The following is a 14106-nucleotide window of genomic DNA, read 5'->3' on the forward strand; positions in this document are numbered from 1 at the left end:
TCCATATCGGGCCCGTCATTAAAACTATGCGGCAGCATTCATTTCGTTCCAATTTGTATGCGACTTCCGTGCCAAAGGGCCGAATATAACCTATGTTATCGCCAACATTTCTTGGTTTTACACTCGAGGCATCTGGATTTAAAGTTTCGCTAACCAAGCGAACCGTCATACTCTGCTGTACTCCGGTCTGATCACCTCAGCTCTAGCAACAGGACGCCCCTATATGCGCAAGCTTGTTCTTCTGACCTCTTTTATCCTGCTGGTCGGCTGCGCCTATCTTCAGGAGGTTTACGGCGAGGATCAGGCCTATGGCGGCAGGGCTGACCCGTATGAAAAGATCCAGTTCGCAGGAGAAGTCGCGACCGCCGCCGAACGCGCCGAATGCGAAGACGCGGGTGGGGAAGTACGCCGCGACGGCATGCTGGGCTGGCAGCAATGCATCCAGACCTATGCCGATGCGGGCAAGACCTGTTCCGACAATGATGATTGCCTGGGCCAGTGCCGCCTGAACATCAGCGAGACGATGCCCCAGCCTGGCGAGACCGTCACCGGCACATGCCAGGTCACCGACAGCCCGTTCGGGTGTTATGCGACCATCGAAGACGGCAAGGCCACTCCGACGATCTGTGTTGACTGATCGGGAGCAGGCCTAAACAGGCAAGAAGTGCGCCTCCGCCTCGTCGCGGTGTTTCTTCAGATACTTCATGAAGGGCGTGCCGCCGGTGCCGACATCGGGATCATTACCCGCGCCGCCCTTTGACTGCTTGTTGATATAGCTAGCCGCGTATTCGAGATGTCGCGTACGGAAGCGGGCGAGCTGACTGACATTGTCATTATAGAGCTTCGTCAGGAGCGTATTGCGCGTGCCTTCCAGATATTGGCGAAGGCCGCTCTTCGCGCGGATATCTTCAATGAATCGACGATGCGAGGGCGGGCGATAGGCGTGCAACTCGTCCAGGAAAGTGCGCAGCGGATCTGCGGCATGGCCAACACTGAACAGAGCATCCATGACCGGCACGATGGAAGATTGCGAGCCCGTCTGCCCCCGGAAGGCCTGCGCAGCACCACCTGTTTCTTCCACGCCTTCATAGACAAGCCCGGCACCAAGCGCAGGGTTGTTCTTCCAGCCATGAATCCAGGGCCGCACGCGGTGGAAATAGATATAAGGGTCGCAGCGCTCCGGCATCCGGTCGAAAATGGCATTGATGTCATCCCATGCGGCAGACATGGCTGTCAGGCTCGCCTCGATGGCCGGGGCGTCTTCCTCGTTCACATGCTGGATCAGCTGTGTGGTTTCTTCCAGCAGTTCGCCGGCGCGCGCCTCGATTGCGACATGAACCAGAATGAACCAGGCCTCATCCAGGCCGCCATCAAAATGCTGTAGCGTGTAGATGTTGGACAAATTGATTGGGCCGCTGGTATCAAAACGTCCCCAGTTTTCGAGCGTGTAGCTGGAATAGGGCAGAAGGGGTGGCTGGCCGAGGCTCTGCCCAAGCTGCCAGATCGGCACGGCGAGGCAGGCAGGCAGCACACTCGGCGCTTCAGGCTCTCCCCAGACATAGGACTGGACCATGAAACTGTAGTGCAGCATGGCGATGCGCTGCTCGGCTTCCGGCGCTGTTGTGCAGAACTCCCTGAGGTCGACCGTTGGCAGCGCCTCCAGGTGGGCACGGACCCGGCCGGTCGGTAGGATACGCGGCAGGGCGAGGGCGGTCTCGCGGGCGGGCTTCAGAAAACCGGGCAATTCTACCTCTGCCGGGTCAAATGAAGAAAGGAAGCCACGCTCGCGTGATAATCCATAATCAGAAAGTTTCATAAGGTCTCCATACCGAGGCATTTTGTTTCGAATGAAACTAACCGGAGAAATTCCGCCTGCCCAGCCCATCTGTCAAAGAATGGCTGGCTTGCAGTGGGATTTTCAGGAGAGGACTTCACAAAGGCCCGCGACTCCCTTATGGGGCCAAAAAGGGAGCTCCCCAGATGAAAATCCGACAAGCCATTACCTTCGACGACGTGCTTCTGCAGCCTGGCGCAAGCGAGGTCATGCCCGCGGAAGTGAATGTTTCTACCTTCCTCACCAAAGCCATTCCGCTCAACATTCCGCTGATCTCTGCGGCGATGGACACTGTGACCGAGGCGCGCTTGGCCATCGCCATGGCGCAGGCCGGTGGCATCGGGGTGATCCATCGCAATTTTACGGTCGAACAACAGGCCGGCGAAGTCGCCATGGTAAAGAAATATGAGAGCGGCGTGGTGATGAACCCGATCACGATCAGCCCCACCGACAGTTTGGGCGAACTGATCGAGCTGAAGCAGCGCACCGGCTTTTCCGGGGTGCCTGTGGTCGACGAGTTCGGCAAGGTGGTGGGCATCATCACCAATCGCGACACGCGCTTTGCCGAAGACAAGAATGAGAAAGTCGCGAACCTGATGACCCGCGAGGTCGTGACGGTGAAGATGGACACGTCCAATGAAGAGGCCCGCCGCCTGCTGCACAAGCACCGGATTGAGCGCCTGGTGATCGTGGATGACGACAATCGCTGTGTCGGCCTGCTGACCGTGAAGGATATGGACAAGGCCGCCGTAAACCCGAACGCCGCGAAAGACGCTGCAGGGCGCCTGCGCGTTGCGGCCGCCTCCACAGTGGGCGATGCCGGGTTTGAGCGCACGGAAGCGCTGATCGAGGCCGGGGCGGACTGTGTTGTCATCGACACCGCGCACGGACACTCCAAATCCGTTGCCGAAGCCGTGACGCGCGCGAAGAAGATTTCAAACTCCGTCCAGATCATCGCGGGCAATGTGGCGACCGCAGAAGCCACCAAGGCGCTGATCGATGCGGGCGCAGATGCCGTGAAGGTCGGTATCGGGCCGGGCTCCATCTGCACGACGCGGATCGTCGCCGGTGTCGGCGTGCCGCAGCTGACCGCCATTGAGGCCTGCGCGAACGCCGCGCAGGTGAGCGGTATTCCGGTGATCGCCGATGGCGGGATCAAATTCTCCGGAGACTTTGCCAAGGCGCTGGCCGCCGGCGCGTCAACGGCGATGATGGGCTCCATGTTCGCTGGCACGGAAGAAGCGCCGGGCGAGGTGTTCCTCTATCAGGGTCGTTCGTACAAGGCCTATCGCGGCATGGGCAGCCTCGGCGCCATGGCCCGCGGCTCAGCTGACCGCTACTTCCAGAAGGATGCGGCGCAGGAGAAGCTGGTGCCGGAGGGTATTGAAGGCCAGGTGCCGTTCAAGGGTCCGCTCGGGCCGATCGTGCACCAGATGGTCGGCGGTCTGCGTGCGGCCATGGGCTATGTCGGCGCGAAGGACATCAACGAACTTCATCAGAAGGCGGAGTTTGTCCAGATTACCGGTGCCGGCCTGCAGGAAAGCCACGTACACGACGTGCAAATGACGCGGGAAAGCCCGAACTACTCGCTGACGCGGTAAGCAGAGCGTTTCCACGCCAAGACTCGCGCAGCCGGGCGAGAATGCGAGGCCGTGGACACAGCCGACCATGTGTGCCGTGCGACTGCGGTTGACGCCGCGCTTTCTGATGGGCGGTAACGTATCCGACTTGACGGGGTCAAGGCCGCGACTAGTCTGATCGCTCAATACTGCTTTAGGGGACGCAATAAATGAGACCTTCCATCATGGGTGTGGCGCTGGCCGGACTGGCCATGGGTTTGCCCGGACTACCAGCCCTGGCTCAGGCATCGGGTGACTTCGGTAAAGGTGCCTGGACCGATACCTCTTTTATGACTCAGACGATGCCGGATGGCACCAAGAACGAGCGTGAAACCAGTAGCGGGTCAATATGCATTGACGATGGCAACAACTCGCTGAGCGCGGTGGATCAGACCTTCCTCAAGACATATGCTGATCGCCAGTGCGTGATCTCGGAAGAGAATTTCAGTTCCAATGGTAATCTGACCACAATGGATGCGCAGATCACTTGCGGGCCGCTAAGCGGAAATCTGCGCGTTCACTACGCCTTCAACCTGGTGCGGGTGTCCAGCAGCTTCGAAGTTGAAACCGGCGAGGGCACCGCAACCATTTTCAATTCCTCAAGATGGCAACGCAGTGGTGACGGCTGCTAGCTGACCCGCGACCTAGGCGAACTGGGCGGTTGCGACTTTCATGGTGATGGTCATTGCGAGGGGCGCGCGTCTCGCCACATTGCCTCTAGCGGGGGGCTGCCTTCTCCGACTTCGAAGAGGCGCATGCGTTCGAATCCGTGGCTTTGGTAGAAGCCGGTATTGTCCGGGTTCGAATTTTCCAGATAGCAGGGCAGGCCGTCGCGGTCTGCGCCTTCGAGCATGGCCCGCATCAGCATTTTTCCATAGCCTTTGCCGCGGGCCGCCTTCCGTGTGCCGATGGTGAAGAGATAGAGGTGAGGCTCCTTTGGGTGATGCTGGTCCATCACGCTACCCGCCTTCATGGCGCGGCCGAGCGCGCCTTTTGATCCTTTGGTGAGAAGGGTCCAGGCGAGCTTGAGCGTGCCGAGCGGACCTGTCTCCCGGCTTGCATCATGCATGCACCACATGGAGGCGGCCTCATTGCCGACCAGATGGCACAGGCCATGCCGCAGATAAACGTCACGCGCCAGGAGGCGGAAGGTCGAGCGGATTGCCTCTTCATTGCCGAACACCCAGCGATTTACAGGGTCATCCGAGAAGGCCTCTGCGGTGATGTCGCCCAGTTCCCGCCAGTCAAGCGGGTTTGCGGGCTTGATTTCCGGCGGCAGGTTCAGTTCCAGCATATAGACGACTCCCTTCCAATTGGCGGCATAGGACGATAATTCCCATTTTGGGGCAAGGGATGCAGCCTCCAAAGGCTTCCGAGAGGCAAGACGCGCTGACACGGCTGGTTCCCTTATTGGGCCTCGCGCGTTAACAGGGCGCTTGATTTGAACCCGTGAGGCAATTCCCATGCGCAATGGCGGACGTATCGCAGCAGCTATCGATGTCCTGACAGACGTAGTGAACCGGCACCAGCCGGTGAAGTCGGCTGCGCGGGACTGGGGCAAGCGGGCGCGCTATGCCGGGTCCAAGGACAGGGCCTGGGTGAGCGGGCTGGTGCTGGACGCGCTGCGCAAGCGCAACTCGATTGCCCACGCCATGGGCGATGACAGCCCGCGCGGCCTGATCCTGGGCGCCCTGGCGCATGCCTGGGGCTGGAATATCCGCCAGATTGACGATGCGATGGATGAAGACCACGCGCCGAGCAAGCTGACGCTGGAAGAGCGCGAGCGGCTGGTCATGGCACCGGACCCGGTTGCGCCGCCACATGTGCAGGGCGATTTTCCGGAATGGATGACGTCGATGATGGCGCGTGTGTTCGCCGAGGAAGCGGTCGTCGAGGCGCAAGCGATGGCGGTGCGCGCGGATGTCGATCTGCGGGTCAACACACTGAAAGTGGATGCGGAGAAAGCGTCCCAGCCGCTGCGCAGCGCGAAGGCCGAAGAGTCTCCGTTGCTGATCAATGCGTTCCACATTCCGGCGCGTGACCCGAGCGAGCGCGAGACGAGCCTTGAGAGTATTCCGGCCTATTCGAAAGGCTGGGTCGAGGTGCAGGATGCCGGCTCCCAGATCGCGGCGGCCGCAGCCAACGCGCAGGCTGGCGAGCAGGTGTTGGACTATTGCGCGGGCGGCGGCGGCAAGACGCTGGCCATCGCGGCGCAGATGCAGGGCAAGGGACAGATCTTTGCCTATGATGTTGACGGACGGCGTCTCTCCGCGCTGATCCCGCGCCTGAAGCGTTCCGGCGCGCACAATGTGCAACTGGTTCACCCGAGCGAGCCAACGCAGCTGGTCGATCTGGCGGGCCAGATGGACCTCGTCTTCGTGGATGCGCCCTGCACAGGCACCGGCACATGGCGCCGGCGGCCTGATGCGAAATGGCGTCTCAAGGAGAAGCAGCTGGAAAAGCGGATGCAGGAGCAGGAAGAGATCCTGGCGGCTGCGAGCGCTTTCGTGAAGCCCGGCGGACGGCTGCTCTATGCGACATGCTCTTTCCTGATGGAGGAGGATGAAGACCGCGTGGCCGGTTTCCTGGCTACGCATCCGGACTTCTCAGAGGAAGATGCCGCCGAGGCGGCAATTGCCTCCGGCCTGCTGACGGAAGAGGGCGCAGCCGCCGTGAAGCGCTATCGCGGACCGACCGGCAGCGTGCGCCTCACACCTCGCCGCGCTGGCACGGATGGTTTTTTCTTTGCGGTGCTCCGCAAGGCTGGCTGAGTCTGTGGGGCGCCTCTCGCCGCTGAAGCGCGCATGATTGCAGTTTAAACGGCCTAAGACGCCCGCCTGATATGGACGAATCCTTCTTCCTCGGCTATCGGGCGACATGACTGAGCAGAGACACGAACGCGCCCTCATTGTCGACTTCGGCAGCCAGGTGACGCAGCTGATCGCCCGCCGCCTGCGTGAGAGCGGCGTGTATTGTGAAATTCACCCTTTCAACAAGGTGGATGGCGCCTTTCTGGGGGCCTATGGGCCGCAGGCCGTGATCCTGTCTGGTGGCCCCTCCAGCGTGACCTGGAAGGACAGCCCGCGCGCGGATGACGCGATCTTCGAGTTGGGCGTTCCGGTGCTGGGCATTTGCTACGGCCAGCAGGTGATGATGGAGCAGCTGGGCGGCAAGGTAGAGAGCGGCACCAGCCGCGAATTCGGTCGCGCCTTCATCGAGAAGGTCGTGGATGACCCGATCATGTCAGACCTGTTCCATGGCGGCGATACCGAGCAAGTGTGGATGAGCCATGGCGACCATGTCGCCGAGATGGCGCCCGGCTTTGGTGTGATCGCGAAGTCTCCTGGTGCGCCGTATGCCATCATCGCCAATCCGGAGCGGAAATTCTACGGGACCCAGTTCCACCCTGAAGTCGTGCATACGGTGCACGGCCGTGAATTGCTGCGCAATTTCACGCATGGCGTGGCCGGTCTGAAAGGTGACTGGACGATGGCGGCCTATCGCGCCGAAGCGATTGAGAAGATCCGCGAGCAGGTAGGCAAGGGCCGCGTGATCTGCGGTCTTTCCGGCGGCGTCGATTCTTCTGTTGCGGCGGTTCTGATACACGAAGCGATTGGTGAGCAGCTGACATGTGTTTATGTCGATCACGGATTGATGCGCCACGGCGAAAGCGAGCAGGTAGTGAACCTGTTCCGGGAGCATTACAATATTCCGCTGGTACATGTGGATGCGTCTGACCTTTTCCTCGGCAAACTTGATGGCGTGTCGGACCCGGAACGCAAGCGCAAGATTATTGGTGGTCTCTTCATTGATGTCTTCGAAGAAGAGGCGAAGAAGATCGGCGGTGCAGACTTCCTGGCACAAGGCACTCTGTATCCTGACGTGATCGAGAGTGTGTCCGCGATTGGCGGCCCAAGCGTCACGATCAAGAGCCACCATAATGTGGGGGGCCTTCCGGAACGCATGAACATGAAACTGGTCGAGCCGCTGCGCGAACTGTTCAAGGATGAAGTGCGGGCCCTGGGCCGGGAGCTGGGTCTGCCGGAGAGCTTCATCGGTCGCCACCCATTCCCTGGGCCGGGCCTCGCCATCCGTATTCCGGGCGAGATCACGCGCGAAAAGGCCGACACGCTGCGGAAGGCCGATGCCATCTATATCGACGAGATCCGCAAGGCTGGCCTCTATGACGAAATCTGGCAGGCCTTCAGCGTGTTGCTGCCAGTTAACACGGTCGGTGTGATGGGCGACGAGCGAACCTATGAAGCCGTGCTTGCGTTGCGCGCCGTGACCTCAACTGACGGCATGACGGCGGATTATTATCCGTTCGAGCATGACTTCCTTGGCCGTGTTGCCACACGCATCATCAATGAAGTCAAAGGCGTCAACCGCGTGGTCTACGATGTGACCAGCAAGCCTCCCGGCACAATTGAGTGGGAATGATTTCATTTCTCTCGCGACCTTTCGGAATCTTTCAAAAACGCCATTAAGTTCAACGACTTAGTGGCGTTTTTCTTTCGACTCCTATCGCCATTTTTTACCGTCAAATGCGACCCGGTGACGGTACGGCTGACGGTATGCGTTCCCGGCCCTTCCCTCTAATTTCGCATTTACCGTCATGCAGAAATGCGGGGTGACGGTAAAAATAGAGACCTAGAACACTGAATATACATAGGAAAATGGAATTTTACCGTCGCATTTTGGGGTGACGGTAAAATGCCTGGAAAGGACGCAGCCTTGTTGACCGATGTCGCCATCAGAGCGCTGAAACCAAAGGACAAACTCTACAAAGTTGGAGATCGGGACGGGATGTACGTCACGGTTTCCACCGTTGGAACCGTGACGTTCCGTATGGACTACCGGATTCATGGCAGGCGGGAGACCCTCACAATCGGACGCTATGGCCATGGGGGCATCAGCCTGTCCGAAGCTCGCCACAGATGTATGGATGCCAAACGCCTGATTGAGTCAGGGATATCTCCCGCAAAGGAAAAGAAGCGATCGAAAACACGCTTGATGGAATCCGGTTCGTTTTCTGAAATGGCCAATCGCTGGATCGAAAGTGATGACATGGCCGAGAGCACGCGCGACATGCGCCGGCATATTCTGAACAGGGATATACTGCCAGCGTTTGGCAGCTACCTGCTGAGTGAGGTTACTCCCGAGGATCTTCGCGCGCTTTGCGAGAAGGTAAAGAAACGCGGTGCTCCGTCTACGGCGCTTCATGTTCGGGAGTTCGTCCACCTGATCTACAAGTACGCAAGGCTTCATGGCGTGAAGGTCGACAACCCTGCGGACGAAGTTGCACCGGTCTCGATTGCCAAGGTGCGGCCTCGGGACCGGGCGCTGTCTCCGCTCGAAATCAGAATCTTCTACAGCGTGCTCGAAGAACTGATCGCGACGCCCACGCTCAAGCTTGGACTCAAATTCGTCTTGCTCACCATGAAGCGGAAGTCAGAAGTTAGTCTCGCGACCTGGGATGAGATCAGCTTCGAGAACGCGGTCTGGTCCATTCCGAAGGAGCGGATGAAGACGGGCCTTCCTCACAATGTCTATCTGTCGCGTCAGGCGCTCGATATCCTCGTGGCGCTGAAGACCTGCGCGGGAGGATCACGCTATGTCTTTCCCTCTCGCTATGACTGCTACAAGCCGATCTCGAATGCGACCCTCAACCGGCTGACGACGGCCGCCTGGGAAACGGCGCAGGAAGCAGGCTTGCCGCTGGAACGTTTCACGGTCCACGATCTCAGACGCACCGGATCCACCTTGCTCAACGAGCTCGGCTTCAATCGGGACTGGGTCGAGAAATGCCTCGCACACGAAGACCGGCGGACTTCTCGCGGTGTCTACAACAAGGCTGAATATGCCGATGGTCGTCGCCACATGATGCAGGAATGGGCCGACACGATTGATGCCTGGTCGGCAGGGCTGCAGCGGCAACCGGTTCTGACGCCTCCGGCTTCTGCGGATCTTGGGTTTGACCTTGAACTGGATCCGAAGTTTGGGAATTAGGCCTCTTGTCTATCCTTCATTAAATCGCAATATATTGCGAGTTAAGTATCGAAAATGGCCTTAAGGCGACAAATATGGCGACTTATATGAAAGAGGGTGTGGCTTCGAGCATTGAGATCGAGCGTGAACTTTGCGAGCGCGTCGACCAGATCCGGCTTGCCCGCAACGTGACCCAAAAGCAGCTTGCAGAACAGACGGGATTGTCGAAGCGTACTATAGAGCGCTTTGCCAAGGGTGAGGGCACATCCCTTGATACCTTTATCCGCATCCTTCAGGCGCTCAACATTGCGCAAAATCTGTTCGCCATCCTCCCAGATCCATCGGTCAGGCCCGTCGAGCGCATTGAGCGTGGCGGCCAGGAACGCCAAAGGGCCCGACCAGACGTGAGCCCTGATGATGAGGGCGAATGGGAGTGGGGCGATGACTGATGCGCGGGTGATCCTCTGGGGCCGCGACATTGGGGCTGTCAGCTGGCTGGCAGACCGGGAAATCGGGGTCTTTCAATACCGGCCCGAATTTGTTCGGTCGGGCATTGAGCTCGCCCCCATGACGATGCCCCTCAGCGCATATCCATATGAATTCCCCGCGCTTGCCCGCAACACATTCAAGGGGCTGCCGGGTCTCCTTGCCGACAGCCTGCCAGACAAGTTCGGTAATGCGCTCATCGATGGATGGCTGGCGGCCCAAGGGCGCACGGCTGACAGCTTTAACCCTGTCGAGCGGCTTTGCTATGTCGGGCGCCGCGGCATGGGCGCGCTTGAGTTCGAGCCGGCCATCATCGGTCATCCGACCAAGACGAGGAAGATCGAAGTGGCGGCCCTGGTCGATCTCGCCAACAGGATCCTCGATGAACGATCGAGCCTCGGCGGTGTCTTCTCGGGCGAGGATGACCGCGAAACGATCGAGGACATTCTCCGTGTTGGAACTTCCGCTGGCGGCGCGCGCGCGAAAGCCATTCTGGCCTGGAACCCCAGCACAGGGGAATTTCGTTCAGGTCAGCTCGAAAGCGGTGAAGGCTTTGAGTCCTGGCTGATCAAGTTCGATGGTGTCTCCAACAATCGAGACCACGAGCTTGCCGATCCTATGGGGTTTGGGTTGATTGAATTCGCGTATTCAAAGCTGGCAGGCCTTGCCGGGATAGCCATGGCAGAGTGCCGTGTGCATGCCGAAGGCGGGCGTCATCATTTCATGACCCGCCGCTTCGACCGCGATGGCAAGGGACGCAAACTCCATATGCAATCGCTTTGCGCTATGGCGCACTATGATTTCAATCTGCCGGGGTCCTATGCCTATGAGCAGGCGGTCCAGGTGATACGCCGCCTCGGCATGGGTCAGGATGTGGTCGAAGAGCAAGTCCGCCGCGCCATGTTCAATATCGTCGCGCGCAATCAGGATGATCACGTCAAGAACATCGCCTTCCTGATGGACCGGTCTGGCAGCTGGAGCCTCTCGCCCGCCTTTGACCTCTCTTATGCCTGGAATCCGAGCGGGGACTGGACCAGTCGTCACCAGATGAGCCTCAATGGCAAGCGGGAGGGATTTTCACGTGATGACCTTATCGCGTTCGGTGAAACGAGCGGACTGAAGCGCGCCAAGGCTAATGCCATTCTCGATCAGGTCATTTCCGCGATGAAGGCCTGGCCTGACGTTGCGTCTGAAGTTGGCGTGCCAGACCAACGGATCGATCAGATCGGCAAAGCCCACCGACTTCAATTCTAAGGATCAGTGTCGGACGGGCCGACTGGTGCGCTGCCGGACATCGGGCACTGGCGTATTTTCCGGCCGTTCATCCTCACTCGCCCGGCGCCGCTCCTCAATCCAATCCAGAACGTCTTTTAGCGGCCATACCACGCATTTGGGGGTCAGGTAGAACCGCTTTGGAAACTCTCCGCGCCGTTCAAGCTCGTATATCGTCGTGTCCGACAAGGGCACCAATTTGCGCAATTCGGGCCGCCGGACGGTCCTGTTGTTCGCGATAAGCTGGCGAAGCGTGTCGTCATGAAATGTTTGCGCGTCTGAACCAGACTTGGGGCCAAAGGCGTAGATGTCCTCTGCGAGGTCCTTGAGGGAGTCCAACCCGCCTGTCCGCAATCCATAGCTCACGACGACACGCCTCCTGCTAGTTCAGCTTCTGCCGGTTCCAGACCAGCACGCCGCTGCCATCCTCTTCCTTCTCGAAGAAAGCGGCCCGCAGCGGTTTCTCGAACCCCGGATCGTCGAGCTTGACGGCAAGGTAGGGCGTCTCGCCATCCTTGCTCTCCTCGCGCCAGGCTGCGCCGAGCTCTGCGCCGCCGGCAAAGATCCGGTAATCCGGTCCGCCTTCGGCCTTTTCGGTCACCGGGACCATCTGGGCTTTCACATTGATTGTCATGGTCCGGATCGTGCCGGTCCATTTGCCATCCTTCTGGCTGAAGGTGCCGATTGTCGCCATTGCTATTCTCCTTTGCTGGCTCTGGCGTGAAGGGCCTTGCGGGCCCGCTTGAACCCGGCATCCGAGCTGAGGAACATGTCCAGCATGGCAGGCACCAGGGTTTCGGGTTTCTCTTCCGCGCCATAGGTTTCGGCATAGATCGCCGCATAGTCGGCAAGCGCGGAAGCAAGATCAGGATCGACCGACACGGTGAGCTTCACTGGTGTCCGGTCCGGGAGTTGTCCGATGCGGAGGCTCATCACCGGCCTCCCTCAGAGTAAGGCCGCAGCAGGAGATCGCGTGTCACAATCACCCGGACTGGCCAGCCCGGCCGTATGCGGATCGTCGGCTGGATGCCGAGATTGCGGTCGACGACGCGCTGACCGGCTTCGGACACACTGTCCCCGAACCCGCGCCGGATCGCGCGCTCGACATCATCATCGTCGGAGCCAATTTCGGAGCCGATACCGAGCAGGGTGGCGAGACCTGCGGCAGCAAAGACGCGGACCCAGTGGTGGTCGGTTCGGTCGGAGACGCCGGCATAGCCCTGCGCATCCGCCGCCGGCTCGGAAATCTGCAGAGAGCTGCCATCCGGCAGGATGATCCGGTCCCAGACTAGGAGCGCGCGCTCCTGGCCGAAAGAGACTTCCGACTGGTAGCGACCAATCAGGCGCGCACCCTGCGGGATCAGCAGATGCCGCCCGCTCACCGTGTCATAGACCGGTTGGGTCACCTGCGCGATGACATTGCCGGGCAGGTCAGAATTCAGCCCTGTCACGAGTGAGGCCGGGATCAGCGTGCCCGCCATCACCTGATAGGGCGAGACCGGGGTCTCGACATCATGCGGGTTGTAGATGTCGCCATCCCGCTTCTCCGCGGCGAACGCGATCTTCTCTGCCTGAAGGTTCTGATCCGGCGGCCCCGCAAAGCCCGGTGCGCCTGCGCCTTGGGCTGCGAACGCCAAGAGTTCCGAGCCGAGACTGTTCGGCAGTCCGCCCGGCGCAGAGACTGACCCAGCCAGAGATTGCCGATTGCCGACATCGAAGAAGACGCCCGCCTTGCCAGCTGCATCGGCCAGTTTGGCATCCGCCAGTCTCTGCGCACGGATCGCTTCATCTTCGGCAGATGGCCGGAAGTCATCTGAGGGGGCGACATTCCAGTCGGGCTCGAGGCCCCATTCTTCCTCTTCTGCCACGACTGTACCGCCAAGGTCGCCCGCCATGGGTGCGCCGAGTCTTGGCGTGTCACGAGCCGGTTGCCAATTGAGATAAGAGTTCGGCAGATCCGCCAGCCCATCCGGCGCGCGCTTGGTCGCCGTATTGTAGAGTTCCTGCCGGTCTGCCGGGTCAACAGCCTTTGGCGGATCAAGCGCGATGGAAGCAGCGGCAAACAGGCCCAGCACACCAAGGCAGGCGCCCGCCATCAGGACTTTGCGGTTGATCCGCGTGACCGGCCGTGGCCGCGCCCGCAGCTTCAGCTCATCGGCCTGTTTCGGGAAGGGGGCCGGCTCGCTCATCCCTCGCCTCCGAACAGGCTCGCAAGGCCGGAGCGCTGGATGCGCTTCCGGATCCGCACAACGGTCTGGTCCTTCTCGCCGATGCGGAGCTCGGCAGCGCGGAAAAGATGATCGACGATGTAGTAGTTGCCGCGCAGGCGATAATTGACGAGTTCAGCATCGCCGGACGCGCCAAGGATGAAGAGCGGCGGGGCATCCATGGTGGCAAGCCCCGCCGGCATCTGGATGAAGACCTGCCGTCCATCATCGAAGACGCGCACCGGCCGCCAGGCCGGCTTGTCGCCCTCGATGACATAATCGAAGTCCAGCCGGTCAACCGCAACGCCCGGCGCAATGGAGGCATCCTCGCGAACAGATGCAATCTTGTTGCGTGAGACCAGCTCTGCCAGTTCATCCGCCGGATAGCGCCAGGACAGGGCCGCCATGTAGGTGCCGTCGACGCTTTCGAGTTCGAGATGATAGGTCCGCCGGTCGGTCGCGATCATCAGATTGGTCGACAGACCTGCCGCGATCGGCTTCACCAGTACATGCGCGCGGGCCGCGCTGCCGGAACCGGAGGAGGTGTCCCCGACAATCCAGCGGACCGTATCGCCCGCCGAAACCGAGACCAGCGTTTCGCCCGGCTGAAGCGCAATATCCGAGACCTGGCCCGGCGCGGCATAGAGCCGGTAGAGTGCGCCCTCGGTGTAGGGATAGACCTGGATCGCGTTCACATAGC

The 14106-nt window shown here is 60.2% G+C and carries 15 protein-coding genes; 8 read left to right on the forward strand and 7 right to left on the reverse strand.

All coding sequences use genetic code 11. The features are described from left to right. Positions 1-223: 223 nt before the first annotated feature. Positions 224-637, forward strand: a complete 414-nt coding sequence (locus tag HY2_RS05780) for a hypothetical protein (protein ID WP_051594768.1) — start codon at positions 224-226, stop codon at positions 635-637. Between the two features lie 12 nt (positions 638-649). Here the strand turns inward: HY2_RS05780 and HY2_RS05785 are convergent, their stop codons facing one another. Beyond that, positions 650-1816 carry a PrnB family protein gene (locus tag HY2_RS05785; protein WP_051594769.1) on the reverse strand — a complete coding sequence of 389 codons (1167 nt, stop codon included), beginning with the start codon at positions 1814-1816 and terminating at the stop codon, positions 650-652. A 164-nt stretch (positions 1817-1980) separates the two neighbouring features. Here HY2_RS05785 and guaB point away from each other — a divergent pair, with 164 nt between their 5' ends. Next, positions 1981-3435 carry an IMP dehydrogenase gene (gene guaB / locus HY2_RS05790; protein ID WP_034825536.1) on the forward strand — a complete coding sequence of 485 codons (1455 nt, stop codon included), beginning with the start codon at positions 1981-1983 and terminating at the stop codon, positions 3433-3435. 188 nt (positions 3436-3623) lie between these two features. Beyond that, positions 3624-4085, forward strand: coding sequence for a hypothetical protein (locus HY2_RS05795; protein WP_146617171.1), 462 nt, complete (start codon positions 3624-3626; stop codon positions 4083-4085). A gap of 50 nt (positions 4086-4135) precedes the next feature. On the opposite strand, the gene HY2_RS05800 is transcribed toward HY2_RS05795, so the two are convergent. Further along, the gene (locus HY2_RS05800; RefSeq protein WP_051594770.1) at positions 4136-4747 is read right to left on the reverse strand and encodes a GNAT family N-acetyltransferase; all 612 of its coding nucleotides are present in this window, start codon (positions 4745-4747) and stop codon (positions 4136-4138) included. Between the two features lie 169 nt (positions 4748-4916). Here HY2_RS05800 and HY2_RS05805 point away from each other — a divergent pair, with 169 nt between their 5' ends. The 5 genes from HY2_RS05805 to HY2_RS05825 all read left to right on the forward strand — a co-directional run bounded on the left by HY2_RS05805 (position 4917) and on the right by HY2_RS05825 (position 11181). Further along, positions 4917-6224: an RsmB/NOP family class I SAM-dependent RNA methyltransferase gene (locus HY2_RS05805; protein WP_034825540.1), complete on the forward strand. Its 1308-nt coding sequence runs from the start codon at positions 4917-4919 to the stop codon at positions 6222-6224. A gap of 106 nt (positions 6225-6330) precedes the next feature. After that, the gene (gene guaA, locus HY2_RS05810; protein WP_034825542.1) at positions 6331-7893 is read left to right on the forward strand and encodes a glutamine-hydrolyzing GMP synthase; all 1563 of its coding nucleotides are present in this window, start codon (positions 6331-6333) and stop codon (positions 7891-7893) included. Positions 7894-8187: 294 nt separating this feature from the next. Beyond that, complete coding sequence (locus tag HY2_RS05815; protein WP_034825543.1) at positions 8188-9462, forward strand: tyrosine-type recombinase/integrase; 1275 nt, start codon at positions 8188-8190, stop codon at positions 9460-9462. 74 nt (positions 9463-9536) lie between these two features. Next, the gene (locus HY2_RS05820) at positions 9537-9890 is read left to right on the forward strand and encodes a helix-turn-helix domain-containing protein (RefSeq protein WP_034825545.1); all 354 of its coding nucleotides are present in this window, start codon (positions 9537-9539) and stop codon (positions 9888-9890) included. After that, positions 9883-11181 carry a type II toxin-antitoxin system HipA family toxin gene (locus HY2_RS05825; RefSeq protein WP_034825547.1) on the forward strand — a complete coding sequence of 433 codons (1299 nt, stop codon included), beginning with the start codon at positions 9883-9885 and terminating at the stop codon, positions 11179-11181. The genes HY2_RS05820 and HY2_RS05825 overlap by 8 nt, the downstream gene beginning before the upstream one ends. 3 nt (positions 11182-11184) lie before the next feature. On the opposite strand, the gene HY2_RS05830 is transcribed toward HY2_RS05825, so the two are convergent. The 5 genes from HY2_RS05830 to trbG all read right to left on the reverse strand — a co-directional run. Then, entirely contained in the window at positions 11185-11565 is a 381-nt protein-coding gene (locus HY2_RS05830) for a helix-turn-helix transcriptional regulator (protein WP_233346733.1), read from the reverse strand. Between the two features lie 16 nt (positions 11566-11581). Continuing rightward, entirely contained in the window at positions 11582-11893 is a 312-nt protein-coding gene (locus HY2_RS05835; RefSeq protein WP_013301538.1) for a DUF736 domain-containing protein, read from the reverse strand. A 2-nt stretch (positions 11894-11895) separates the two neighbouring features. After that, positions 11896-12132: a DUF2274 domain-containing protein gene (locus tag HY2_RS05840; protein ID WP_034768653.1), complete on the reverse strand. Its 237-nt coding sequence runs from the start codon at positions 12130-12132 to the stop codon at positions 11896-11898. Beyond that, positions 12132-13388, reverse strand: coding sequence for a TraB/TrbI/VirB10 family type IV secretion system protein (locus tag HY2_RS05845; protein WP_034825549.1), 1257 nt, complete (start codon positions 13386-13388; stop codon positions 12132-12134). The genes HY2_RS05840 and HY2_RS05845 overlap by 1 nt, the downstream gene beginning before the upstream one ends. Further along, positions 13385-14106 (reverse strand): P-type conjugative transfer protein TrbG (gene trbG, locus HY2_RS05850; protein WP_034825551.1); only part of this gene is annotated, 722 nt, incomplete at its 5' end. The genes trbG and HY2_RS05845, both read right to left, overlap by 4 nt.

Origin of the sequence: Hyphomonas pacifica (assembly GCF_000682675.1) — a bacterium.
Lineage (GTDB): Bacteria > Pseudomonadota > Alphaproteobacteria > Caulobacterales > Hyphomonadaceae > Hyphomonas > Hyphomonas pacifica.

Excerpts from the sequence above, each read along its gene's own strand:
- guaA (WP_034825542.1), top strand. The coding sequence starts at position 6,331 with ATGACTGAGCAGAGACACGAACGCGCCCTCATTGTCGACTTCGGCAGC.
- HY2_RS05780 (WP_051594768.1), top strand. The coding sequence starts at position 224 with ATGCGCAAGCTTGTTCTTCTGACCTCTTTTATCCTGCTGGTCGGCTGC.
- HY2_RS05800 (WP_051594770.1), bottom strand. The coding sequence starts at position 4,747 with ATGCTGGAACTGAACCTGCCGCCGGAAATCAAGCCCGCAAACCCGCTT.
- HY2_RS05840 (WP_034768653.1), bottom strand. The coding sequence starts at position 12,132 with ATGAGCCTCCGCATCGGACAACTCCCGGACCGGACACCAGTGAAGCTC.
- HY2_RS05795 (WP_146617171.1), top strand. The coding sequence starts at position 3,624 with ATGAGACCTTCCATCATGGGTGTGGCGCTGGCCGGACTGGCCATGGGT.
- HY2_RS05785 (WP_051594769.1), bottom strand. The coding sequence starts at position 1,816 with ATGAAACTTTCTGATTATGGATTATCACGCGAGCGTGGCTTCCTTTCT.
- HY2_RS05835 (WP_013301538.1), bottom strand. The coding sequence starts at position 11,893 with ATGGCGACAATCGGCACCTTCAGCCAGAAGGATGGCAAATGGACCGGC.
- HY2_RS05820 (WP_034825545.1), top strand. The coding sequence starts at position 9,537 with ATGGCGACTTATATGAAAGAGGGTGTGGCTTCGAGCATTGAGATCGAG.
- guaB (WP_034825536.1), top strand. The coding sequence starts at position 1,981 with ATGAAAATCCGACAAGCCATTACCTTCGACGACGTGCTTCTGCAGCCT.
- HY2_RS05825 (WP_034825547.1), top strand. The coding sequence starts at position 9,883 with ATGACTGATGCGCGGGTGATCCTCTGGGGCCGCGACATTGGGGCTGTC.
- HY2_RS05845 (WP_034825549.1), bottom strand. The coding sequence starts at position 13,388 with ATGAGCGAGCCGGCCCCCTTCCCGAAACAGGCCGATGAGCTGAAGCTG.
- HY2_RS05805 (WP_034825540.1), top strand. The coding sequence starts at position 4,917 with ATGCGCAATGGCGGACGTATCGCAGCAGCTATCGATGTCCTGACAGAC.